The 23,384-nt window shown below is 54.7% G+C and carries 12 protein-coding genes, 2 tRNA genes, 3 rRNA genes and 1 pseudogene; 8 read left to right on the top strand and 10 right to left on the bottom strand.

Going from position 1 to position 23,384, the window contains the following annotated elements:
* Positions 1 to 105: 105 nt before the first annotated feature.
* From clpB to AC6I8E_RS14365, 7 genes are all read left to right on the top strand, one after another.
* Entirely contained in the window at positions 106 to 2,691 is a 2,586-nt protein-coding gene (clpB, locus tag AC6I8E_RS14395) for an ATP-dependent chaperone ClpB (RefSeq protein ID WP_179291149.1), read from the top strand.
* Positions 2,692 to 3,164: 473 nt separating this feature from the next.
* A 16S ribosomal RNA gene (locus tag AC6I8E_RS14390) occupies positions 3,165 to 4,706 on the top strand.
* Between the two features lie 73 nt (positions 4,707 to 4,779).
* A tRNA-Ile gene (locus AC6I8E_RS14385) sits at positions 4,780 to 4,856 on the top strand.
* A gap of 146 nt (positions 4,857 to 5,002) precedes the next feature.
* Positions 5,003 to 5,078: transfer RNA gene (locus tag AC6I8E_RS14380), tRNA-Ala, on the top strand.
* A 208-nt stretch (positions 5,079 to 5,286) separates the two neighbouring features.
* Positions 5,287 to 8,194, top strand: a 23S ribosomal RNA gene (locus AC6I8E_RS14375).
* A gap of 91 nt (positions 8,195 to 8,285) precedes the next feature.
* Positions 8,286 to 8,401: ribosomal RNA gene (gene rrf / locus AC6I8E_RS14370) — 5S ribosomal RNA — on the top strand.
* Together the 16S, 23S and 5S rRNA genes with 2 tRNA genes alongside form the textbook arrangement of a ribosomal RNA operon.
* 277 nt (positions 8,402 to 8,678) lie before the next feature.
* Positions 8,679 to 9,968, top strand: a complete 1,290-nt coding sequence (locus AC6I8E_RS14365; RefSeq protein WP_497824159.1) for an MFS family transporter — start codon at positions 8,679 to 8,681, stop codon at positions 9,966 to 9,968.
* Here the strand turns inward: AC6I8E_RS14365 and AC6I8E_RS14360 are convergent.
* From AC6I8E_RS14360 to trxC, 5 genes and pseudogenes are all read right to left on the bottom strand, one after another.
* A pseudogene (locus AC6I8E_RS14360) lies at positions 9,965 to 10,200 on the bottom strand (YfiM family protein). The gene AC6I8E_RS14365 and the pseudogene AC6I8E_RS14360 sit on opposite strands and share 4 nt — an antisense overlap.
* 70 nt (positions 10,201 to 10,270) lie before the next feature.
* Positions 10,271 to 11,626 carry a CDP-diacylglycerol--serine O-phosphatidyltransferase gene (pssA, locus tag AC6I8E_RS14355; RefSeq protein ID WP_497824158.1) on the bottom strand — a complete coding sequence of 452 codons (1,356 nt, stop codon included), beginning with the start codon at positions 11,624 to 11,626 and terminating at the stop codon, positions 10,271 to 10,273.
* A gap of 117 nt (positions 11,627 to 11,743) precedes the next feature.
* Positions 11,744 to 14,401, bottom strand: a complete 2,658-nt coding sequence (locus AC6I8E_RS14350; RefSeq protein WP_497824157.1) for a bifunctional acetate--CoA ligase family protein/GNAT family N-acetyltransferase — start codon at positions 14,399 to 14,401, stop codon at positions 11,744 to 11,746.
* A gap of 139 nt (positions 14,402 to 14,540) precedes the next feature.
* Entirely contained in the window at positions 14,541 to 15,218 is a 678-nt protein-coding gene (locus tag AC6I8E_RS14345; protein WP_013358803.1) for a tRNA-uridine aminocarboxypropyltransferase, read from the bottom strand.
* An 81-nt stretch (positions 15,219 to 15,299) separates the two neighbouring features.
* The gene (gene trxC / locus AC6I8E_RS14340; protein WP_013358802.1) at positions 15,300 to 15,719 is read right to left on the bottom strand and encodes a thioredoxin TrxC; all 420 of its coding nucleotides are present in this window, start codon (positions 15,717 to 15,719) and stop codon (positions 15,300 to 15,302) included.
* A 159-nt stretch (positions 15,720 to 15,878) separates the two neighbouring features.
* Here trxC and AC6I8E_RS14335 point away from each other — a divergent pair, with 159 nt between their 5' ends.
* On the top strand, positions 15,879 to 17,063 hold the full coding sequence (locus tag AC6I8E_RS14335) for a tRNA/rRNA methyltransferase (RefSeq protein WP_497824156.1): 1,185 nt from the start codon (positions 15,879 to 15,881) through the stop codon (positions 17,061 to 17,063).
* Positions 17,064 to 17,228: 165 nt separating this feature from the next.
* Here the strand turns inward: AC6I8E_RS14335 and emrB are convergent, their stop codons facing one another.
* The 5 genes from emrB to nrdF all read right to left on the bottom strand — a co-directional run bounded on the left by emrB (position 17,229) and on the right by nrdF (position 23,380).
* The gene (gene emrB, locus AC6I8E_RS14330) at positions 17,229 to 18,764 is read right to left on the bottom strand and encodes a multidrug efflux MFS transporter permease subunit EmrB (RefSeq protein ID WP_033783940.1); all 1,536 of its coding nucleotides are present in this window, start codon (positions 18,762 to 18,764) and stop codon (positions 17,229 to 17,231) included.
* A gap of 16 nt (positions 18,765 to 18,780) precedes the next feature.
* Entirely contained in the window at positions 18,781 to 19,953 is a 1,173-nt protein-coding gene (emrA, locus tag AC6I8E_RS14325; protein WP_013358799.1) for a multidrug efflux MFS transporter periplasmic adaptor subunit EmrA, read from the bottom strand.
* 150 nt (positions 19,954 to 20,103) lie between these two features.
* A complete protein-coding gene (gene mprA, locus AC6I8E_RS14320; protein ID WP_003850381.1) occupies positions 20,104 to 20,634 on the bottom strand; it encodes a transcriptional repressor MprA in 531 nt (176 codons plus the stop codon).
* A gap of 303 nt (positions 20,635 to 20,937) precedes the next feature.
* A complete protein-coding gene (locus tag AC6I8E_RS14315) occupies positions 20,938 to 22,125 on the bottom strand; it encodes an MFS transporter (RefSeq protein ID WP_497824155.1) in 1,188 nt (395 codons plus the stop codon).
* A gap of 295 nt (positions 22,126 to 22,420) precedes the next feature.
* Positions 22,421 to 23,380: a class 1b ribonucleoside-diphosphate reductase subunit beta gene (gene nrdF, locus AC6I8E_RS14310; RefSeq protein ID WP_497824154.1), complete on the bottom strand. Its 960-nt coding sequence runs from the start codon at positions 23,378 to 23,380 to the stop codon at positions 22,421 to 22,423.
* Positions 23,381 to 23,384 lie beyond the last annotated feature (4 nt).

Raw genomic sequence — 23,384 nt, 5'->3', positions numbered from 1 at the left:
ATAAGACGGTCCAGTTAGCGTATTTTTTACTCAAATCTCAGGTCATTAACCTTGAAATTTTTGAGGGATGACCTCATTTAATCTCCAGTAGCATTTTGACCTGTAATGGGAGGAATTATGCGTCTGGATCGTCTTACTAACAAATTTCAGCTGGCTCTCGCCGACGCGCAGTCCCTGGCTCTGGGACACGACAACCAATTCATTGAACCTCTGCACCTGATGAGCGCGTTGCTCAAACAGGAAGGCGGATCGGTTTCACCTTTACTGACTTCTGCGGGTGTCAACGTTACCCCCTTACGCGTTCAGGTTGAGCAGGCCATCGATCGCCTGCCACAAGTTGAAGGCAGCGAAGGGGATGTACAACCCTCATCTGACCTCGTCCGGGTATTAAACCTGTGTGACAAGCTGGCGCAGAAGCGCAACGATAACTTTATTTCATCCGAATTATTTGTTCTGGCCGCCCTTGAATCTCGTGGTTCACTGGCCGATCTACTTAAAGCAGCGGGCGCAACGCGCGAAAAAATCACCAGTGCGATTGAACAGATGCGGGGAGGAGACAACGTGAACGATCAGGGGGCTGAAGATCAGCGCCAGGCATTGAAGAAATACACTATTGATCTGACCGAGCGTGCCGAGAAGGGCAAACTCGATCCGGTCATCGGCCGCGACGAAGAGATTCGCCGCACCATTCAGGTTCTGCAGCGCCGTACTAAAAATAACCCGGTGCTGATTGGTGAGCCTGGCGTGGGTAAAACCGCGATTGTCGAAGGGCTGGCGCAGCGCATCATTAACGGCGAAGTCCCTGAAGGTCTGAAAGGCCGCAGGGTACTGGCGCTGGATATGGGTGCGCTTGTGGCCGGGGCGAAATATCGCGGTGAATTCGAAGAGCGTCTGAAAGGCGTGCTGAGTGACCTGTCGAAGCAGGAAGGTAACGTCATTCTGTTTATTGACGAACTTCATACCATGGTAGGCGCCGGTAAAGCGGACGGTGCAATGGACGCCGGTAACATGCTTAAGCCTGCGCTGGCGCGTGGTGAACTGCACTGCGTGGGCGCCACTACGCTGGATGAGTACCGTCAGTACATTGAAAAAGATGCTGCGCTGGAGCGTCGTTTCCAGAAAGTCTTTGTGGCTGAGCCGAGTGTGGAAGACACCATCGCTATTCTGCGTGGCCTGAAAGAGCGTTACGAACTGCATCACCATGTGCAGATTACTGACCCGGCGATTGTCGCAGCGGCGACGCTGTCTCATCGTTACATTGCTGATCGCCAGTTGCCGGATAAAGCGATTGACCTGATTGATGAGGCGGCATCCAGCATTCGTATGCAGATGGACTCGAAGCCGGAGTCACTGGATCGTCTTGAGCGCCGCATCATTCAGCTGAAGCTGGAGCAGCAGGCGCTGAAGAAAGAGGCGGATGATGCCAGTATCAAACGTCTGGAGATGCTGGAAACTGAGCTGAACCAGAAAGAGCGCGAATATGCCGAGCTGGAAGATGAGTGGAAGACTGAGAAAGCTTCGCTGTCGGGCACGCAGAATATTAAAGCTGAACTTGAGCAGGCGCGTCTGAACTTAGAGCAGGCTCGTCGTCAGGGCGATCTCGCTCAGATGTCAGAACTGCAGTACGGTAAAATTCCGGAACTGGAAAAACAGCTAGCCGCAGCGACCCAGGCGGAAGGCAAAACCATGAAGCTACTGCGCAACCGTGTAACGGATGTGGAGATTGCGGATGTGCTGGCGCGCTGGACCGGTATCCCGGTGGCGCGAATGATGGAAGGTGAGCGCGATAAGTTACTGCGCATGGAACAGGATCTGCACGGCCGGGTCATCGGACAGGATGAAGCGGTTGAAGCGGTATCCAATGCCATCCGCCGTAGTCGCGCTGGCCTGTCAGATCCTAACCGGCCAATTGGTTCCTTCCTGTTCCTGGGACCTACCGGGGTAGGTAAGACCGAACTGTGTAAATCGCTGGCTAACTTCCTGTTCGACAGTGACGATGCGATGGTGCGTATCGACATGTCCGAATTTATGGAAAAACATTCGGTGTCGCGGCTGGTGGGCGCACCTCCGGGCTATGTCGGCTATGAAGAGGGCGGTTATCTGACCGAAGCGGTACGTCGTCGTCCTTATTCGGTCATTCTGCTGGATGAAGTCGAGAAGGCGCATCCTGATGTCTTCAACATTCTTCTGCAGGTGCTGGATGATGGGCGTCTGACGGATGGGCAAGGTCGTACGGTCGACTTCCGTAACAGTGTGGTGATCATGACCTCTAACCTGGGATCAGATTTAATCCAGGAACGGTTCGGCAATCTCAGCTACCCAGAAATGAAAGATATTGTGATGGGTGTGGTCGGACAGCATTTCCGTCCGGAATTCGTCAACCGTATTGATGAAGTGGTCGTCTTCCATCCGCTGGCTGAAAAACATATCGCGTCGATTGCGCAGATTCAGCTGCAGCGGTTGTACAAACGTCTGGATGAACGTGGTTATCAGCTGCACATCTCAGAGGATGCGATCAAACTGCTGGCCGAGAACGGATATGATCCGGTCTATGGTGCACGACCTCTCAAACGTGCGATACAGCAGCAGATTGAGAACCCGCTGGCTCAGCAGATCCTTGCCGGTTCGCTGGTGCCAGGCAAAACCATCGAAATGGATGTGGAAAACGACGTCATTACTGCACATCAGTAATAATTTGAGTTGAAAAACGGGCCACTGGCCCGTTTTTTTTGCCCTTTTGCGGGGTTTTTGCTTATTTAGCATACCTTTTGAGTGCAAATTGAACGGTCAGTAAAAAAGTTATCATTTGCACTTGCGCTATCTGAGCCGTTCCCTATAATGCGCCTCCATCGACACGGAACACCGGCAACGGGAAACGGGTCGGGAGGCACAGGAGACTGCGCCGCCGGAGAAAAACTTCTGAAATAGAGGTTGACTCTGCAGGAGGAAAGCGTAATATACGCCACCTCGCGACAGGACGCTAACGCACTGTTCGCACTGCTCTTTAACAATTTATCAGACAATCTGTGTGGGCACTCGCAGGATTGATATCAGCGTCTTAGGACGCAACAAAATATCAAAGCCTCACGAGTGAACACATAATGAAATTCATTATGACGTTTTACAGATGAGCACCGCTTAACTTGTTTAAGCAAATCAAACTTAAATTGAAGAGTTTGATCATGGCTCAGATTGAACGCTGGCGGCAGGCCTAACACATGCAAGTCGGACGGTAGCACAGAGGAGCTTGCTCCTTGGGTGACGAGTGGCGGACGGGTGAGTAATGTCTGGGGATCTGCCCGATAGAGGGGGATAACCACTGGAAACGGTGGCTAATACCGCATAACGTCGCAAGACCAAAGAGGGGGACCTTCGGGCCTCTCACTATCGGATGAACCCAGATGGGATTAGCTAGTAGGCGGGGTAATGGCCCACCTAGGCGACGATCCCTAGCTGGTCTGAGAGGATGACCAGCCACACTGGAACTGAGACACGGTCCAGACTCCTACGGGAGGCAGCAGTGGGGAATATTGCACAATGGGCGCAAGCCTGATGCAGCCATGCCGCGTGTATGAAGAAGGCCTTCGGGTTGTAAAGTACTTTCAGCGGGGAGGAAGGCGGTGCGGTTAATAACCGCGTCGATTGACGTTACCCGCAGAAGAAGCACCGGCTAACTCCGTGCCAGCAGCCGCGGTAATACGGAGGGTGCAAGCGTTAATCGGAATTACTGGGCGTAAAGCGCACGCAGGCGGTCTGTTAAGTCAGATGTGAAATCCCCGGGCTTAACCTGGGAACTGCATTTGAAACTGGCAGGCTTGAGTCTTGTAGAGGGGGGTAGAATTCCAGGTGTAGCGGTGAAATGCGTAGAGATCTGGAGGAATACCGGTGGCGAAGGCGGCCCCCTGGACAAAGACTGACGCTCAGGTGCGAAAGCGTGGGGAGCAAACAGGATTAGATACCCTGGTAGTCCACGCCGTAAACGATGTCGACTTGGAGGTTGTTCCCTTGAGGAGTGGCTTCCGGAGCTAACGCGTTAAGTCGACCGCCTGGGGAGTACGGCCGCAAGGTTAAAACTCAAATGAATTGACGGGGGCCCGCACAAGCGGTGGAGCATGTGGTTTAATTCGATGCAACGCGAAGAACCTTACCTACTCTTGACATCCAGAGAACTTTCCAGAGATGGATTGGTGCCTTCGGGAACTCTGAGACAGGTGCTGCATGGCTGTCGTCAGCTCGTGTTGTGAAATGTTGGGTTAAGTCCCGCAACGAGCGCAACCCTTATCCTTTGTTGCCAGCGATTCGGTCGGGAACTCAAAGGAGACTGCCGGTGATAAACCGGAGGAAGGTGGGGATGACGTCAAGTCATCATGGCCCTTACGAGTAGGGCTACACACGTGCTACAATGGCGCATACAAAGAGAAGCGACCTCGCGAGAGCAAGCGGACCTCACAAAGTGCGTCGTAGTCCGGATCGGAGTCTGCAACTCGACTCCGTGAAGTCGGAATCGCTAGTAATCGTGGATCAGAATGCCACGGTGAATACGTTCCCGGGCCTTGTACACACCGCCCGTCACACCATGGGAGTGGGTTGCAAAAGAAGTAGGTAGCTTAACCTTCGGGAGGGCGCTTACCACTTTGTGATTCATGACTGGGGTGAAGTCGTAACAAGGTAACCGTAGGGGAACCTGCGGTTGGATCACCTCCTTACCTGAAGATACCTTCCCGCGCAGTGTCCACACAGATTGTCTGATAAAAAGTAACGAGCAGAAAAAACCTCTACAGGCTTGTAGCTCAGGTGGTTAGAGCGCACCCCTGATAAGGGTGAGGTCGGTGGTTCAAGTCCACTCAGGCCTACCAGATTTCTTCTCATGCTGCGTTATGCGCGCGGTCGTTTACCCCGGTAAACGTCCCTTCCGCATGCCTTGCCTGAAAAGAAATTACATCCTTCGTCAGAAGAATGTAACTCGGTTGAGTGGTAGTAGTGGTCTCTGCAGTAACTGTATGGGGCTATAGCTCAGCTGGGAGAGCGCCTGCCTTGCACGCAGGAGGTCAGCGGTTCGATCCCGCTTAGCTCCACCATACCGTTTTAACTGTTTTTTCTGAATACTTCAGAGCGTACCGGCAACGGTGTGCTGCGAAGTATTATGCTCTTTAACAATCCGGAACAAGCTGAAAATTGAAACGACGTGTCGTTTTCATTCTCCGTAATAAGAATGAAAAATACGATGCGTTCGAGTCTCTCAAATGCTTGCAGCTTACAGCGTTGAAAAACGCCTGTGGGTTGTGAGGTTAAGCGACTAAGCGTACACGGTGGATGCCCAGGCAGTCAGAGGCGATGAAGGACGTGCTAATCTGCGTAAAGCGACGGTAAGGTGATATGAACCGCTACAGCCGTCGATGTCCGAATGGGGAAACCCGGTGCACTCTGTGCATCATTGCAGCATGAATACATAGTGCTGCAAGGCGAACCGGGGGAACTGAAACATCTAAGTACCCCGAGGAAAAGAAATCAACCGAGATTCCCCCAGTAGCGGCGAGCGAACGGGGAGCAGCCCAGAGCCTGAATCAGCATGTGTGTTAGTGGAAGCGTCTGGAAAGTCGCAGGGTACAGGGTGATACTCCCGTACACAAAAGCGCATATGCTGTGAGCTCGATGAGTAAGGCGGGACACGTGGTATCCTGTCTGAATATGGGGGGACCATCCTCCAAGGCTAAATACTCCTGACTGACCGATAGTGAACCAGTACCGTGAGGGAAAGGCGAAAAGAACCCCGGCGAGGGGAGTGAAACAGAACCTGAAACCGTGTACGTACAAGCAGTGGGAGCCTTCTTTATGGGGGTGACTGCGTACCTTTTGTATAATGGGTCAGCGACTTATATTCTGTAGCAAGGTTAACCGTATAGGGGAGCCGCAGGGAAACCGAGTCTTAACTGGGCGTTAAGTTGCAGGGTATAGACCCGAAACCCGGTGATCTAGCCATGGGCAGGTTGAAGGTTGGGTAACACTAACTGGAGGACCGAACCGACTAATGTTGAAAAATTAGCGGATGACCTGTGGCTGGGGGTGAAAGGCCAATCAAACCGGGAGATAGCTGGTTCTCCCCGAAAGCTATTTAGGTAGCGCCTCGTGAACTCATCCTCGGGGGTAGAGCACTGTTTCGGCTAGGGGGCCATCCCGGCTTACCAACCCGATGCAAACTGCGAATACCGAAGAATGTTATCACGGGAGACACACGGCGGGTGCTAACGTCCGTCGTGAAGAGGGAAACAACCCAGACCGCCAGCTAAGGTCCCAAAGTCATGGTTAAGTGGGAAACGATGTGGGAAGGCACAGACAGCCAGGATGTTGGCTTAGAAGCAGCCATCATTTAAAGAAAGCGTAATAGCTCACTGGTCGAGTCGGCCTGCGCGGAAGATGTAACGGGGCTAAACCATGCACCGAAGCTGCGGCAGCGACACTATGTGTTGTTGGGTAGGGGAGCGTTCTGTAAGCCGTTGAAGGTGTGCTGTGAGGCATGCTGGAGGTATCAGAAGTGCGAATGCTGACATAAGTAACGATAAAGCGGGTGAAAAGCCCGCTCGCCGGAAGACCAAGGGTTCCTGTTCAACGTTAATCGGAGCAGGGTGAGTCGACCCCTAAGGCGAGGCCGAAAGGCGTAGTCGATGGGAAACAGGTTAATATTCCTGTACTCGGTGTTACTGCGAAGGGGGGACGGAGAAGGCTATATCAGCCGGGCGACGGTTGTCCCGGTTTAAGCGTGTAGGCGGAGGGTCCAGGTAAATCCGGTCCCTTATTAACGCTGAGGCGTGACGACGAGGCACTACGGTGCTGAAGTGATAAATGCCCTGCTTCCAGGAAAAGCCTCTAAGCATCAGGTAACACAGAATCGTACCCCAAACCGACACAGGTGGTCAGGTAGAGAATACCAAGGCGCTTGAGAGAACTCGGGTGAAGGAACTAGGCAAAATGGTGCCGTAACTTCGGGAGAAGGCACGCTGGCGCGTAGGTGGAGGGATTTACTCCCCGAGCCGAAGCCAGTCGAAGATACCAGCTGGCTGCAACTGTTTATTAAAAACACAGCACTGTGCAAACACGAAAGTGGACGTATACGGTGTGACGCCTGCCCGGTGCCGGAAGGTTAATTGATGGGGTTATCCGTAAGGAGAAGCTCTTGATCGAAGCCCCGGTAAACGGCGGCCGTAACTATAACGGTCCTAAGGTAGCGAAATTCCTTGTCGGGTAAGTTCCGACCTGCACGAATGGCGTAATGATGGCCAGGCTGTCTCCACCCGAGACTCAGTGAAATTGAACTCGCTGTGAAGATGCAGTGTACCCGCGGCAAGACGGAAAGACCCCGTGAACCTTTACTACAGCTTGACACTGAACATTGAGCCTTGATGTGTAGGATAGGTGGGAGGCTTTGAAGCGCGGACGCCAGTCTGCGTGGAGCCAACCTTGAAATACCACCCTTTAATGTTTGATGTTCTAACGTAGGCCCGTTACCCGGGCTGCGGACAGTGTCTGGTGGGTAGTTTGACTGGGGCGGTCTCCTCCTAAAGAGTAACGGAGGAGCACGAAGGTCAGCTAATCACGGTCGGACATCGTGAGGTTAGTGCAATGGCATAAGCTGGCTTGACTGCGAGAGTGACGGCTCGAGCAGGTGCGAAAGCAGGTCATAGTGATCCGGTGGTTCTGAATGGAAGGGCCATCGCTCAACGGATAAAAGGTACTCCGGGGATAACAGGCTGATACCGCCCAAGAGTTCATATCGACGGCGGTGTTTGGCACCTCGATGTCGGCTCATCACATCCTGGGGCTGAAGTAGGTCCCAAGGGTACGGCTGTTCGCCGTTTAAAGTGGTACGCGAGCTGGGTTTAGAACGTCGTGAGACAGTTCGGTCCCTATCTGCCGTGGGCGCTGGAGAATTGAGGGGGGTTGCTCCTAGTACGAGAGGACCGGAGTGAACGCACCACTGGTGTTCGGGTTGTCATGCCAATGGCATTGCCCGGTAGCTAAGTGCGGAAAAGATAAGTGCTGAAAGCATCTAAGCACGAAACTTGCCCCGAGATGAGTTCTCCCTGACCCCTTGAGGGTCCTGAAGGGACGTTGAAGACTACGACGTTGATAGGCCGGGTGTGTAAGCGCAGCGATGCGTTGAGCTAACCGGTACTAATGACCCGTGAGGCTTAACCTTACAACGCCAGAGGCGTTTTTGAGAGACACGATTTTCAGCCTTGTACCGGATATTCTGCGCGGCCCCTGTGGCGGCGCGGAGACAGAATTTGCCTGGCGGCTTTAGCGCGGTGGTCCCACCTGACCCCATGCCGAACTCAGAAGTGAAACGCCGTAGCGCCGATGGTAGTGTGGGGTCTCCCCATGCGAGAGTAGGGAACTGCCAGGCATCAAATAAGTGAAGAAGCCCCGCACGCGAGTGCGGGGCTTTTTTACGTCCAGATTTTGCGACATTAAGTAGAAATAGTGACCGCAATTCCACTTCCAGCAGCCCTCGCAACCCCCATGCTTCTCTCAAGAATCACCAGCAACTCGCTGATTTTTCGCTAATTGGCGATATGGCTCACAATATTAATCTCAGATTACCCCGCCTTTACCTTCAGTAGACTTAAATGCTTTACTCAATCCTTTAAACGCTGTTGATCAGCAAGGAACAGAGGTAAGGCATGACAACAACAAATAATAAAATTCAGCCGGATGATACAAGGAAACGCATCTGGGCTATCGTCGGCGCGTCATCGGGCAACCTGGTTGAATGGTTCGACTTCTATGTCTATTCATTCTTCTCGCTCTACTTTGCGCACATCTTCTTTCCGCAGGGCGATACCACCACGCAGTTGTTACAGACTGCGGGCGTTTTTGCGGCAGGATTTCTGATGCGTCCGATTGGTGGCTGGCTGTTCGGCTATATCGGCGACAAACATGGCCGAAAAAATTCGATGCTGGTTTCGGTCTGTATGATGTGTTTCGGGTCGCTGGTCATTGCCTGCCTGCCTGGTTACGCAACGATAGGCGTAGCGGCTCCCGTCATTCTGCTGCTGGCGCGTATGTTTCAGGGATTATCGGTGGGTGGGGAATATGGGACCAGCGCAACCTACATGAGCGAAGTGGCACTGGAAGGGCGCAAAGGATTCTACGCCTCATTTCAGTATGTCACGCTGATCGGTGGCCAGTTAGCGGCGGTACTGACGGTGGTGGTGCTGCAATTTCTGCTCACTGACGCGGAGCTACGCAGATGGGGCTGGCGAATCCCCTTCTTCCTCGGCGCACTGCTCGCGGTTGTCGCATTATGGTTACGCCGCTCTCTGGAAGAAACGTCAGACAAGACCAGCCGCGAACATCGCGATGCGGGAAGCGTAATTGGATTGTTGCGCAACCATACCCGTCCTTTCCTGATGGTGCTGGGTTTCACCGCAGGCGGTTCCCTGAGTTTTTATACCTTCACCACCTACATGCAGAAGTATCTGGTTAATACATCGGGTATGGATCCTAAAACGGCCAGCGGGCTGATGACCGGTGCGCTGCTGGTCTTTATGCTGATTCAGCCGATTATTGGTGCATTGTCAGATAAAATCGGTCGTCGCACCTCGATGATGATCTTTGGTGCGGGCGCGGCTATCTGTACCGTGCCAGTTCTGACGCTGCTCCAAAATGTGCAGAGTCCCGGCGTGGCTTTCCTGTTAATTATGCTGGCATTGCTGATTACCAGCTTCTACACGGCTATCAGCGGAATCCTTAAAGCCGAAATGTTTCCGCCGCAGGTGCGCGCACTGGGTGTCGGGCTCTCCTACGCCGTCGCGAACGCGATCTTCGGTGGTTCGGCAGAGTATGTCGCGTTGCTGATGAAGAAGCAGGGGATTGAGACCACCTTCTTCTGGTATGTCTCAGCGATGGGGGCGGTGGCGTTTCTGGTGTCGCTGTTGCTGCACAAGCGTGATAAGGGGATTAAGCTTTAAAACAGCCACTGACTCAGATTCCACAGGGCAATGCCGCTGGCTGCACCGGCGGCATCCCAGGCGAAATCTTTCCAGCTCCAGCCGCTGCCATTCTGGCGGCTGTCATACAGCTCTTTTCCCGCCCCAGGACTTAACGAAAACAGAATGCCGACAGACCTGCTTTGCCTGCCAGAACTGCGGAAGCGACAACGTGTTCTGCTTTATCCCGTCCGGTCCATTGATCTTCCGCCATATGGGCACATCCACTACACAACAGCAAAGCAGCACGCTTCGCATAATGGATGCCTTCATGGCCGCAGGGATTAAAGAATACGGCTGATCAGACGATCGATACGTATCCGGCGCAGACGACGAATCAGTTTCCGCACCTTGGCCGGATAATCAGCAATACTTTCAAGCTCACGGAAATGCGTCACTACCGTGGTGTGCTGACGGATTAGCGTCAGCTCTTTTTCACGCTGCGCTGCTAACTGCTGATGAGGATCGTGGATCAGCACCGCATTTTCCAGGTCGAGCCGCCATGCGCGTGGATTGAGGTTATTGCCGGTAATCAGCTGCCATTCATCATCGACCCACATCCCTTTAAGGTGATAACTGTTCTCGCCATCCTTCCACAGTCTTACGACCAACTGGCCGGTCGTAACGTAGTAGTGCAACCGGCTAAGGAAACGGCGCAGATTGATTTCATACAGGTATGGCAGCGCGCCGATAATTTTGAACGGCTGGTCGGGCGCAATATAGAAATCATTGGCTGTTTTATCACCGACGATAATCTCGACCTGTTTTCCCTGGCGCAGCAGGTTAATGATATTACGCACCAGCAAGGCGGGCAGGTTGAAGTAGGGCGTACAGATAATCAGCTTCTGTTCTGCACAGGGCATCAGATGAAAAATGGTTTTATTAAGCAGACTATGCTTACCCAGACCGACCAGCGGCGTGACCGCCAGCTCATCGTTGCCGGCATTCCCTTCAAACTGATAATTGAAGCCACGCAGATCCTGACGGAACTGGCGCGTCTCGTTTTTAATTTCAGGGCTGGAAGGGCGCTCAGCAAAATCGAGCCGGTTAACCGCTTCTGCTGGCTTCAGATTGAGCGTGATCCAGTCATACATGGTATCGGTCAGCTGCGAATTGCGGATAACCTGGTAGCGATCGTAGCGATACTTGTCATGCTGATGCAGGTAAACATCATTGATGCTGGCGCCGCTGTAGATCAGCGTATCATCAATAATGAAACCTTTAAGATGGAGTACACCCAGTGCTTCCCGGGTATTAACCGGGATACCATACACCGGGATGGCAATATCGGCATAACGCGTCGCCATTTCGCAATACCAGTCGGCATTGGTTACGCCTCGCGCTGCGCCAATTCGCCCACGCTGCGCACGATGCCAGTCTACCAGAATTGAGATATCCAGCTCCGGTCGCGCCTGCTTCGCATGATAAAGCGCATCCATGACGGCACGTCCGGCGTCATCGTTTTCCAGATAGAGCGCAACGATACAGATGCGGGTCTGCGCTGCCGCAATCTTCTCCAGCAACGTCTGACGAAATTCGGCCGGCGAGTAAAGTGTCGACATATCCGCAATGGATTGTGACAGTTTCGGCAGCTCTGCGAGGTGTTGTTGGTGTTTATTACGTTTAAATTTAGACAACATCACAGTGCACTTCTTCTCTGTTCATTGCATGGCCTTTTGCCATCAAATCAGGGTTATAACCATAAATAATAACATCAACTTCGTCGATTCGAACGTTTTTTACCTTTCTCTACAAGGTTAGCTGATCTCATTCTGTAAAGACAATTTCAGGCTGACAATACCGTCATCCAGTTGAATATCAACATGAAAATTGAGTTTTCGGGCCAGGGTAATCATGCCGCGGTTATGAGGCATGGTGATACCGTTTAATTGTTGCAAGCCGTGATGTCGGGTATAGCGGATCATCTTTTCCAGCAGACGACGGCCCATACCTAACCCTTTCAGGTCCGAACGGACCAGCACTGAAAACTCCGCATCAATGTTATCAGCGTCAGAGATGGCGCGGGTGACGCCAATGATTTCGGGGCGCCCCTGATGCTGACGGACCGCCACAATCGCCATCTCGCGGTCATAATCGATCTGAGTCATATTGGCGAGGTCATCATGCGTGAACTCGTTGATCTCACTGAAGTAGCGGTAGTAGAGATCCTCTTTGGTGACCTGACTGATAAAATCGCGCAGTAAAGGCTCATCCTCTGGCAGAATCGGGCGGAACAGGCAGAATTGCCCATCTTTTAACTCTACCTGCTCTTCCAGATGCTGCGGATAAGGGCGAATGGCCAGTCGTGTTTCGTTATCGCCGTGGAACGGGGCCAGCGTCAGAGTGACGTCCAGCAGGGTAAAGTCATTGCCCGCCGCCAGCAGCGGATGAATATCCAGTCGCTGGATCTCCGGGCAATCCACGACCAGATCAGAGACTTGCACCAGCAGCTGACTCAGGCCGGGGATATCCAGCGGATTCAGGGCGCTGCGGCTGCGGATTTTTCCGCTCTTGATCGCCTGAATGACCAGATAGCGTGCCAGCGTCATATTCAGCGGGGGGAGGGCAACGGCAGCCTGTTTATCGGCCTGCCATTCAACACCGCCTTCGCCCAGCATAATGATTGGGCCAAACAGTGCATCCTGTTCGACCACGACCCGCAGTTCCTGCGCGCCCGCACGGCTGGCCATGCTTTGAACCAGCAGCCCCTCAATACGTGCCTGCGGCAGCGTCTGCTTTACCCGATCAAAAATGGCTTCGGCGGCATGCTCCACTTCACTGGCATTGCGCAGGTAGAGCATCACCCCCTGAACCTCTGACTTATGGGCGATATCGGGTGAACGCAGCTTCAGCGCCACCGGATAGCCAATCTGATCGGCAATGGTTACCGCTGCCGCACTGTCGCTGGCGATCCAGGTTGGCAGCGTGGCCAGCCCATAAGCCTGCAGCACCGGCTGCACTTCATGAGTGTCCAGTGAGGTAATGCCGCGCGCCAGCGCCTGTGACAGCAGCTGGTGAGCATGTGCACTGTCCTGGTTAAGCGTGGCGGGCAGGGCAGGCGTTTCGCGCAGCTGCTTCTGATTACGCCGATACTCAACCTGATGCATAAAAGCGGTGACAGTGCCTTCCGGCGTGCGCCAGGTCGGTATACCCGCCTGCGTAAAGGCACGACGCGCAGCCTGTGAAGAGAACTCGCCGCTCCAGTTGGTCAGCAGCGTCACCAGCTTGCCGCGCGGGTGGCGGGCCACGGTATCGATCAGATGAGCGGCTGTTTCAGTCGCGGGCGCGACCGCGCTTGGCGCATGAATGATCATTAAGGCATCAAGTTCATGGCTGTCGAGGAGGATCTCCACACAGGCAGCGTAGCGCTCAGCGGTGGCGTCATCTTTTAAATCCAGCGGATTACCGCGACCCGCACCAGCAGGCAAAATAGCCTCAAGCTGCTGACGCGTTTCATCGCTGAGCTGCGCCAGTTTCCCGTTGCGGGCATAAAGCTCATCCAGCGCCAGCGCGGCGGGCGCCGCACCATTACTGATGATCATCAGCCTGTCGCCGCGCAGTGGCCGCATATGACTCAGCGATTCAACGGCGGAAAACAGCTCATGGGTATCCTGTACCCGCAGCAATCCGGCGCGCTGAATGGCCGCATCCCAGGCAGCGTCCAGACCACTGTGGGTGCCAAGCAGCGCCTGCGCTTCACGGCTGCGACCACTCTTGATCACCAGAATCGGTTTATTACGGGAGGCGCTGCGTGAGGCGGAAACAAAGCGACGTGCGTCACTGAGGTGCTCCAGATAAAGGAGGATGGCGCTGGTTTTACCGTCGCGAGCCAGGAAGTCGAGCAGGTCATCAACATCGGTGTCCAGGCTGTCACCCAGCGCGATAAACCACGAAAAACCGAGGTTACGCTGCTGCGCCCAGTCGAGAATGGTATTCGACACGGCGGCGGACTGGGAGATAAACGCGATACGGCCTTTCTCTATGGGTACCGGCGAGAAGCTGGCATTGAGTCCCTGCCAGGGGGCCAGCAGACCAAGACTGTTCGGTCCCAGCAGACGTATCTGCCACTGGCTGGCGCAGGCTTTAAGTTCCGCTGACTGGCTGGCAGGCGCAGAGAGAATAATACAGGCCTTGCAGCCTTTCTCGCCGAGCTGTTGCAGCAATTCGAGGTTACGTTTTGAGTGGGTGCAGATCACCGCCAGGTCAGGCGCGAAAGGTAAGCTGTCGATAGTGGGCCAGGCCAGCACGCCGCTGACCGCTTTATATTTGGGCGTCACCGGCAGCACCGGTCCGCTAAAACCGCCTGCCAGCAGGTTACGCATCATAAAGTAGCCGGCACGCCCGGGCGTGACCGAGGCACCAATCACCGCAATTGATTTAGGTCGTAACAGCGCTTCCAGTCCGCGTTGGCTCATCTCGCCCTCCAGAGATCGGGATTTGCGTGATTGTAAACGCTTTTTGCTGGCCGTGCTTCCGGGCAGATCGCAGGCTGAACATCCGGAGCATGGAAACTGTCTGGGCAGGCTCACACCTGCCAGCCGGAGAGGGATGCGGTTAAGCCTGTCCGGCGTGATGCGGTTTTCCTGCCAGGTAAGCCGTGCGGAACCGATCGAAATGGTGAGATAGCGCCTCTGCCGCCCGCCGATCGCCCGCCTGTGCCAGCAGTGCCGCTGCCACTTCAGCGGTACAGTGCTGACCTTCACCGTGGGCCTCACGCAGCGTATAGCGCGAAGGTGTGCTGACATCCAGCGACATCACCGGCAGGGCATCAAGCCAGGGACTTTTGCGAAACATCTTGCGCGCTTCGGTCCAGGTGCCATCCAGCATAATAAACAGCGGCGGCTTGCCGCTGATGGGCGGCGTTGTCAGCACCTCGCGACCGGGATCGGCATAGGAAGCCGGAAAGACGACCAGCGGCTGATAATCGGGATTACGCACGGCCGCCAGCAGTAGCGGATCCGGTTCGGTGCGTGACCAGCCAAATGCCTGGGTATCCGGCAGAATATCGGCAATCAGACGACCGGTGTTACTTGGCTTCATTGGCTCGGTATCAAACATCACCAGGCAGAAGCGACTGCGGGCAGACTGCGGCACGATCTGACTGCAGAGGCAGTTGGCCTCTGGCAGCAGGCAGCCCTGGCAGCGAATGACCCGATTTCCGCGCGCGAGGAAAGGACGGGTGGCACGGGCCAGGCGTTGGGTGCGCAAGCGCAAAACGGCATTATCAGACATGAGTATTCAGGGCAGGAAAAACGTCAGTGTAATCGAAGCGCAGATGAAAAGGAAAAGGCCAGACTGGCTGGCCTTTGAAGTTTAGAGTGATTCGTCAAGCCATTCGTTAAACGGCGCTTTGGGCATAGCACCGTTCAGCATGTCGACCCGCTCGCCATTTTTAAACAGCATAATGGTCGGGATGCTGCGAATGTTGAAACGGGCGCTCAGGGCGGGCTCCGCTTCGGTATTCACTTTAATAAAGCGGACCTTGCCGCTGCGTTCACTGGCGACATCTTTAAACACCGGCGCAAAATTGACGCAGGGGCCGCACCAGGGCGCCCAGAAATCGATCACTACCGGCAGATCATCCTGCAGATATTTGTCAAAGTTGGCGCTGGTGGCATTCACCACTTCGCCATCGAACAGCTCATTTCCGCAGCGACCACATTTCGCCACGTCGGCAAGGCGTTCGTCAGGAACGCGATTGGTTGCCTGACATGAAGCGCATACCGTATTCATAGGAACCTCTGATGTTGAAAAGTGTCAGTCTGGTAATAGTTGTCCATTATGAAAGGGGGCGGTTTTTCGCTCAATCTGGATTGCTCTATAGGTTCAATAGTTGATAGCTAAGCGCCAGCACATCAGGTAATCTGCGCGCTCTAAATGCAGGAGGAAGACATGAACGACGAATATAAAGGCAAGAGCGGCAAAGTTAAGGTGATGTACGTGCGTGGCGAGGACGATAAAAGCGCGCGCGCGTCGAATCCTCGTACAGGCAAAGGTGGTCACTCTGCTGCCCGCCAGGATGATAATCGTCGTTCATCTGGCCCCCGCACTGAACGCACTCAGGAAGGCGGTCGCTCCGCTGGTCGTCGTAGTGACGACACCGGTCGCAGCAGTTCACCGCGTCGTGATGAAGGCGGACGTGGTGCACCACGCCGTTCAGACGATGGCGCAGGTCGCCGCAACGATCGTGGTGATGACAGCCGCGGCGCCTATGGCAGCAGCGACTCCCCGTGGCGCACCGTGTCACGCGCACCATCCGCCGATCGTGCGTCATCCCCTGAGAGCGATAAGCCGGATCACGGCGGCATCAGCGGCAAGAGCTTCGTCGATCCTGAGCAGATCCGCCGTCAGCGTAATGAAGAGACCCGCGTCTATGGCGAGAACGCCTGTCAGGCGCTGTTCCAGAGCCGTCCGGAAGCGATTGTTCGCGCCTGGTTCGTGCAGGAAGTTACACCGCGTTTCCGCGAAGCGCTGCGCTGGCTGGCGGCTAACCGCAAAGCCTATCACGTGGTAGAAGATGCTGAGATCACTAAAGCATCAGGTACAGAGCATCATGGCGGCGTCTGCTTCCTTATCAAAAAGCGTATGGGCATGGCGGTGTCTGAATGGCTGAGCCAGGCAAATACGAAAGATTGCGTACTGGCACTGGAAGATGTCAGCAACCCGCATAACCTCGGCGCAATTATGCGCAGCTGCGCGCACTTTGGCGTAAAAGGTTTGCTGGTGAATGACGCTTCACTGCTGGAGTCAGGTGCAGCCGTGCGTACCGCAGAAGGCGGCGCTGAGCATGTGCAGGCGATCAGCGGCGCAACCTTCAGCGAAGGTCTGGAAGCGTTCCGTAAATCAGGTTACACCATCGTGACCACCTCCAGCCATCAGGGCACGCCGCTGGCGCAGGCTCAGCTGCCGGAGAAAATGGTGCTGGTGTTAGGTCAGGAGCGTGAAGGTCTTTCTGACACCGCGTTCAAACAGGGTGATATGAGCCTGTCGATTGGCGGCACCGGTAACGTGGAAAGCCTCAACGTCTCTGTCGCAACCGGCGTACTGCTCGCCGAATGGTGGCGTCAGAACGCATAAAAAAACGGGCCGAAAGGCCCGTTTTTTTTGGCAGGTACGGGTCAGCGTTAAGATTGAGCCTGCGCAGGGAACAGGGTCAGCTCGGAAAGACGCAAAAAACGCCATCCCTCTGTGAACATGTCAGAAATGAAAAACGGGCCGAAAGGCCCGTTTTGCTGTGTGACATCAGTGCGCGCCACCACCACCACCGCCTGCCCCAAACGGCGGACGGGCAAACCAGATCAGCACCAGCAGGATCAAAAATACTCCCGCCGATGCCCAGAAGATCTCATTCGCTGAAATAATCAGTCCCTGATTGGTAATCTGCTGCGCGATATAAGCTGACGCCTGCTGCTGCGTCATCCCCATGCTCTCCAGCTGGCTATACATCTGCTGTGAATTGACGTTATACGGGGTAATCGACTCCGTCAGATAGCTATGATGCATCGACTCGCGATTCGTCCACATGGTGGTGGTAATCGACGTTCCCACTGAACCGGCAAAGGTTCGCATAAAGTTCGACAGGCTGGAGGCGGCGGCCATGCGCTCCGGCGGCAGTCCCGACAGCGTAATGGTGGTCAGCGGCATAAAGAAGCAGGCTACGGCAAAGCCCTGGATAAACTGCGGCCAGGCTGAGGCACCAAAGTCCATGCCCGGTTCAAACGTATACGCGCGCCAGTAGAAGCAGACGGCATACATAATGAAGCTGAACGTGACCAGCCGTCGCATGTCGAGCTTATGCGCAAAGCGACCAATAATCGGCGACAGGATTACCGGCAAAATCCCCACCGGCGCAGATGCCAGACCCGCCCAGGTTGCGGTGTAGCCGTAGACCTCCTGCAGCAGTTGCGGCAACAGGACTATCGAGCCGAAGTAAAGCATATAAGCCAGACTGATCGACAGGCAGCCAATGGTGAAGTTGCGCGATTTAAACAGCGACAGGTCGATGATAGGGTGATCGTCCGTCAGCTCCCACACCAGCAGCACTGACAGCGCAATAACCGCCACGACCCCGAGCACGATAATCTCGGACGAGTTAAACCAGTCAAGCTCCTTTCCGCGGTCCAGCATCACCTGCAGACAGCCGATCCCCACCACCAGCAGCACCAGACCGACCATATCGATCGGCCGGATTTCTGTTTTGGTTTCCCGGCCACGCAGGGTCTGCAGCGTCAGTATGACTACTGCCACACCAATGGGCACGTTGATAAAGAAGATCCAGCCCCAGTGGTAGTTATCGCTAATCCAGCCACCCAGTATCGGGCCACAGATCGGCGCAACAATCACCGTCATCGCCCACAGCGACAGCGCAACACTCCGCTTGGCCGGAGGATAGTTGTTGAGCAGAAGACTTTGCGACAGCGGAATCAACGGACCCGCGACGATCCCCTGAATGACGCGGAAAAAGATCAGCATCTCCAGACTATCTGACATGCCACATGCCCATGAGGCGATAGCAAACAGAATGGTCGACCAGGTGAAGAGCTTCACTTCACCGATGCGTTTTGCCAGCCAGCCGGTCAGGGGGATCGAAATCGCATTGGCGACGCCAAACGAAGTGATCACCCAGGTGCCCTGAGAGTTCGACGCCCCCAGGTTCCCGGCAATGGTAGGGATAGCCACGTTGGCGATGGTCGAGTCCAGAACCTGCATGAACGTCGCCAGCGACAGCGCAATGGTCATCAGGACCAGCGGCATCCCTTCAAGCGGTTTTTGTGCCATTACAGACTCCGCGTTCTCATCCGGCGTTAGCGCGGACGATATCGGTGATCAGCTGATTGACCGGTGCAAGGTCAATCGCCAGCGCGTTGCTGCTGTAAGCGGCCTGCTGACGGGCGCTGGTGGCGAGCGCGCTACCCTCTTTGCTGGTGGTATCGATTTTAACCAGCGTGGAGAGGCCGATGCGCAGCGGATGTCTGGCGATATCGTCCTGATTCAGTTCGATACGAACCGGCAGACGCTGAACTACTTTAATCCAGTTACCGGTGGCGTTCTGTGCGGGCAGCAGAGAAAAGGCGCTGCCGGTGCCCATATCCAGCCCCACGACTTTGCCCTGATAAACCACTTCGTCACCGTAGATGTCGGCGACCACGGTGGCAGGCTGACCGATACGAACGCCTGCCAGCTGCGTCTCTTTGAAATTCGCATCGACCCACAGATTGGTGGCAGGTACGACAGCCAGCAGCGGGGTGCTGGTAGAGATTTGCGAACCGACCTGTACGCTGCGACGGGAGACAAAGCCATCCATCGGGCTGCGAATTTCGGTGCGCTGCAGCGCCAGCCAGGCGTCACGCAGCTCAGCCGCGCTCTGTTGCACGGCAGGCTGATTCTCCAGCGAGGTGTTGAGGATCATCGCCTGATTCGCATTGTATTGCTGAATGGCTACGTCCAGCTGCGCTTTGGCCGTTGCCACGGCGTCACGGGCGTGCTGCAACTCTTCACGGCCAATCAGGTTAGCCGCACCTAATGGCTCACGACGTTTCAGGTCGGCTTCTGCCTGCGCCAGCGCGGTCTGCTGCAGCGTAATGCTGGCCTGATACTGTTTGCCATTAATCATCAGCTGATGCGTCTGACGCACGCTGGTGGCCAGTGCCGTCTGCGCTTTTTCAAACGCCTGCTCGGCATCGGTCTTATCGAGTGACACCAGCACATCGCCTTTTTTGACGAAATCGGTATCTTCAAACCAGACTTTATTCACGCTACCGGAGACCTGGGCCATCACCTGCACCTGATTACCTGCAACGTAGGCGTCATCGGTTTCCTGAAAATGGCGCAGGACCAGGAACCAGTAAACGCCCCAGGCAATACCAATCAGCACAAAGATCAGCGCCAGCACAATGAGCACGCTTTTGCGCTTCTTCTTTTTGCTGGCTGACGGTTGCGGGCTTTGTGCTTCTGCCGTTGCACTCATGACTTTCTCCACGTTTTCCATTTAGTCGGGCGGCAGAAATCCTTTTCTGCCAGCGCCCGAGTCGAAAAAGCCAGCGACTGAGCGCTGGCCAGATAAAAAAGGAAATTAAAATAACGATTTCGACAGGTGATTGTGTCGCACTTATTGCTATTAGCGGGACAGCGAGGCGATCAGCTGATCTTCATCCATTTTATCAAGACGATTAAGCAACTTACGGGTGATGCCTTCGAGCTGAGACTTCTCATCGACTGACAGCGACGACCAGAGGTACTGCAGGCTCTGATGCTGAGGTGGCAGCAACTGACGCAGGAACTCCATCCCTTTATCGGTCAGATGCAGGTGCAGACAACGACGATCGTGATCGCTTTCGCGACGCTCAATCCAGCCGCGCTTTTCCAGCTCATCAGCAATGCGCGTGGCATTGGTGCGTGAAGAGCCAAGGGCAGAGCTGAGTTCAGAAGGCTGAATGCTGTGATTTTCCTGCGCATCCAGTGTAATCAACGCCATAAACAGGGTCTCATTAATACCCTGTGCTTTCAGCATCTTATTGCGGTTGTCCAGCAGTTTACCCTGCATATGCATACAGAGACGCGTCAGAATAATTTCCTGCAACGGAAAATCCTTATGGCGATTGGCACGGATGTTTAGCATCTGCTCAATGGGAGTAAACGAACTTTCCATTAAAAAAAACCTCACTAATTGCAACTTGTATAATAACTATGGTGACAGGCTAAGCGTAGTCACTTTTTGGCAGGTGGTCGCTGACAGACTCGCACGCTGCACCATCAAAGGTATTCCAGGCCATTCCCTGGCCTTGGGTCAAAAACCCGTACGCCCGGCGTCAGCCGCAGTGCCGGGACGTTATCAAAAAGGGGGCAAATTTAATAATATCGCGAGGAAAAATAACTGAAGTGAATAGGTTTGTTACTAACCATAACAAACCTAACCATTTGTGACCAGACCAATGCACTGTCCGGACAGCCTTCAGTTAATTTTTTCCGGCTCAAAGCGCGATCCGCCCGCCCAGATCAGCAGATTCACTAAAGTCAGTAACGCACCAGCGATACAGACACCATACCAGCCCGCAAGATGGTAAGCGGTAGCGGAGAGCAGCGAGCCCGCCGCACCACCGATAAAGTAGCTGGTCATGTAACCGGCATTCAGACGATTACGCGCCTCCGGCATCTGCGCATAAATCACGCTCTGATTGGTGATATGAACAGCCTGTACTGCCAGATCCAGCAGCAGGATGCCGACGATCAGCGGCACAAGCTGCTCCGCACCCCACGCAATGGCGGCCCACGACAGCAGCATCAGCAGCAGGCCCAGTCGGGTCGTCAGCTTCGCTTTGCCTTTATCCGCCAGGGAGCCCGCCTGGCGTGCGGCCAGCGCACCCGCGGCACCGACCAGACCCAGCAAGCCAATTTTGCCTTCTGAGAAGTGATAGGGCGCGCCGGAGAGCAGAAACGCCATTGAGGTCCAGAGCAGGCTGAAATTGGCAAAGGAGAGACAGCCGGTCCAGGCGCGTGTGCGGATCACCCGATTGCCTGCATACAGACGAAAGATGGACGCCAGCAGTTGCGGATAGCTCATGGGCACGGACTGTTTCACGCGTGGCAGCGATCGCCACAGCGCCAGCGCCATAATCATCATCAGCAGGCTGGCGGTCCAGTAGACGGTGCGCCAGCCGCCAAGCTGTGCCAGGCCGCCTGCCACGGTACGCGCCAGCAGAATTCCCAGCAGCAGACCGCTCATTACCGTTCCGACAATTTTACCGCGTCGCTCCGGCTCAGCCAGCGTGGCGGCCAGCGGCACCAGAATTTGTGCGGCGACCGAAAACAGGCCGGTCATGACCGTGCCCAGCAGTAAAAAGAGGAACGTGTGCGACAGGGCGATAATCACCATGCCCGCCGCAGCCAGCAGGATCATCGTCACAATCAGGCTGCGTCGTTCAAAGCGATCGCCCAGTGGCACCAGCAACAGCAGACCGCAGGCGTAGCCGAGTTGCGCCGTGGTGACAATAAACCCGGCAAGGCTCACAGAGAGATCAAACTGCTGGGCGATGGTATTGAGCAATGGCTGAACGTAGTAATTACTGGCTACGCAGAGGCCGGTTGCTACCGACATCAGCATTACTAAAGCAGGCGTCAGACCCTGGCGAGTCGCATTCATAAACAGCATCGGTCGCTAATAATCATTTGAGGTTAATAATAACTCAAAAAACTATTTCACACGCATGTTTATTAACAGGCCATACCAGTCATAACAAGAGGTTTAAACCGCGGTAGAGGATTTACGGGTGACGTTATGCGAACAGGCTCAGGAAGCATACGCCTTTCGCAAAGACGCAAAAGATGCCATCCATGGCCCGCTATGCTTTGCTACAGGCGTATGCTCCCATCTGCTTTGAGTTTTGGTGCCGTCTGAATGAAGAAACGCTTTCAGATCAGGACGACCTGCCCGACTATCAGAAATTCCAGTCTTCGTCTTCAGTTTCGACCGCTTTCCCCATCACATAAGAGGAGCCTGAGCCGGAGAAGAAGTCGTGGTTCTCGTCAGCGTTGGGTGAGAGCGCCGACAGAATGGCCGGATTCACGTCCGTCAGCTCCGCCGGGAACAGCGCCTCATAGCCCAGATTCATTAATGCTTTGTTGGCATTGTAGTGCAGGAAAGTTTTTACCTCTTCCATCCAGCCGACATCACCATAGAGCGCTTCGGTATAGGCTACTTCATTCTCATACAGCGCCAGCAGCAGATCATAGGCAAACTGCTGCAGCTCTTCGCGACGCAGATCGTCAGCGCTGGCCAGCGCCTGCTGATATTTGTAGCCGATGTAGTAACCGTGCACCGCTTCATCGCGGATAATCAGGCGAATCAGGTCTGCAGTGTTGGTCAGCTTGCCCCGGCTTGACCAGTACATCGGCAGCCAGAAGCCGGAATAGAACAGGAACGACTCCAGGAAGACGCTGGCGATCTTCTTCTTCAGCGGATCATCTGCCCGGTAGTGCTCCAGGATAATGCGCGCTTTGTTCTGCAGCGGCCCATTCTCTTCGCTCCACTGGTAGGCGGCATCCACATCCTGCGTGTTGCACAGGGTTGAGAAGATCGAACTGTAGGAGCGGGCATGTACCGCTTCCATAAAGCTGATATTCGACAGCACAGCCTCTTCGTGTGGGGTAATCGCATCCTCCATCAGTCCCGGCGCGCCGATCACGTTCTGAATGGTGTCGAGCAGCGTCAGGCCGGTAAAGACCCGGATAGTCAGCTGCTGCTGCTGTTTATCCAGCGTCTGCCAGCCGGGCAGATCGTTGGAGAGTGGCACCTTTTCCGGCAGCCAGAAATTGCTGGTGAGACGATTCCACACCTCAAGATCTTTATCATCCTGAATGCGGTTCCAGTTAATGGCCTGAATCTGTTTAAGTTTCATCGTT

The sequence above is a fragment of the Pantoea sp. X-Soil-YNGN-785 genome, assembly GCF_059730585.1.
Note: the sequence above shows the minus strand (reverse complement) of the source record. Positions and strands in the feature narration are given on the sequence as shown.

Coding starts and splice junctions, on each gene's coding strand:
- emrA (WP_013358799.1), bottom strand. CDS start 19,953: ATGAGTGCAACGGCAGAAGCACAAAGCCCGCAACCGTCAGCCAGCAAA.
- AC6I8E_RS14345 (WP_013358803.1), bottom strand. CDS start 15,218: ATGTCTGATAATGCCGTTTTGCGCTTGCGCACCCAACGCCTGGCCCGT.
- trxC (WP_013358802.1), bottom strand. CDS start 15,719: ATGAATACGGTATGCGCTTCATGTCAGGCAACCAATCGCGTTCCTGAC.
- pssA (WP_497824158.1), bottom strand. CDS start 11,626: ATGTTGTCTAAATTTAAACGTAATAAACACCAACAACACCTCGCAGAG.
- AC6I8E_RS14350 (WP_497824157.1), bottom strand. CDS start 14,401: ATGAGCCAACGCGGACTGGAAGCGCTGTTACGACCTAAATCAATTGCG.
- nrdF (WP_497824154.1), bottom strand. CDS start 23,380: ATGAAACTTAAACAGATTCAGGCCATTAACTGGAACCGCATTCAGGAT.
- mprA (WP_003850381.1), bottom strand. CDS start 20,634: ATGGAAAGTTCGTTTACTCCCATTGAGCAGATGCTAAACATCCGTGCC.
- AC6I8E_RS14365 (WP_497824159.1), top strand. CDS start 8,679: ATGACAACAACAAATAATAAAATTCAGCCGGATGATACAAGGAAACGC.
- AC6I8E_RS14335 (WP_497824156.1), top strand. CDS start 15,879: ATGAACGACGAATATAAAGGCAAGAGCGGCAAAGTTAAGGTGATGTAC.
- emrB (WP_033783940.1), bottom strand. CDS start 18,764: ATGGCACAAAAACCGCTTGAAGGGATGCCGCTGGTCCTGATGACCATT.
- AC6I8E_RS14315 (WP_497824155.1), bottom strand. CDS start 22,125: ATGAATGCGACTCGCCAGGGTCTGACGCCTGCTTTAGTAATGCTGATG.
- clpB (WP_179291149.1), top strand. CDS start 106: ATGGGAGGAATTATGCGTCTGGATCGTCTTACTAACAAATTTCAGCTG.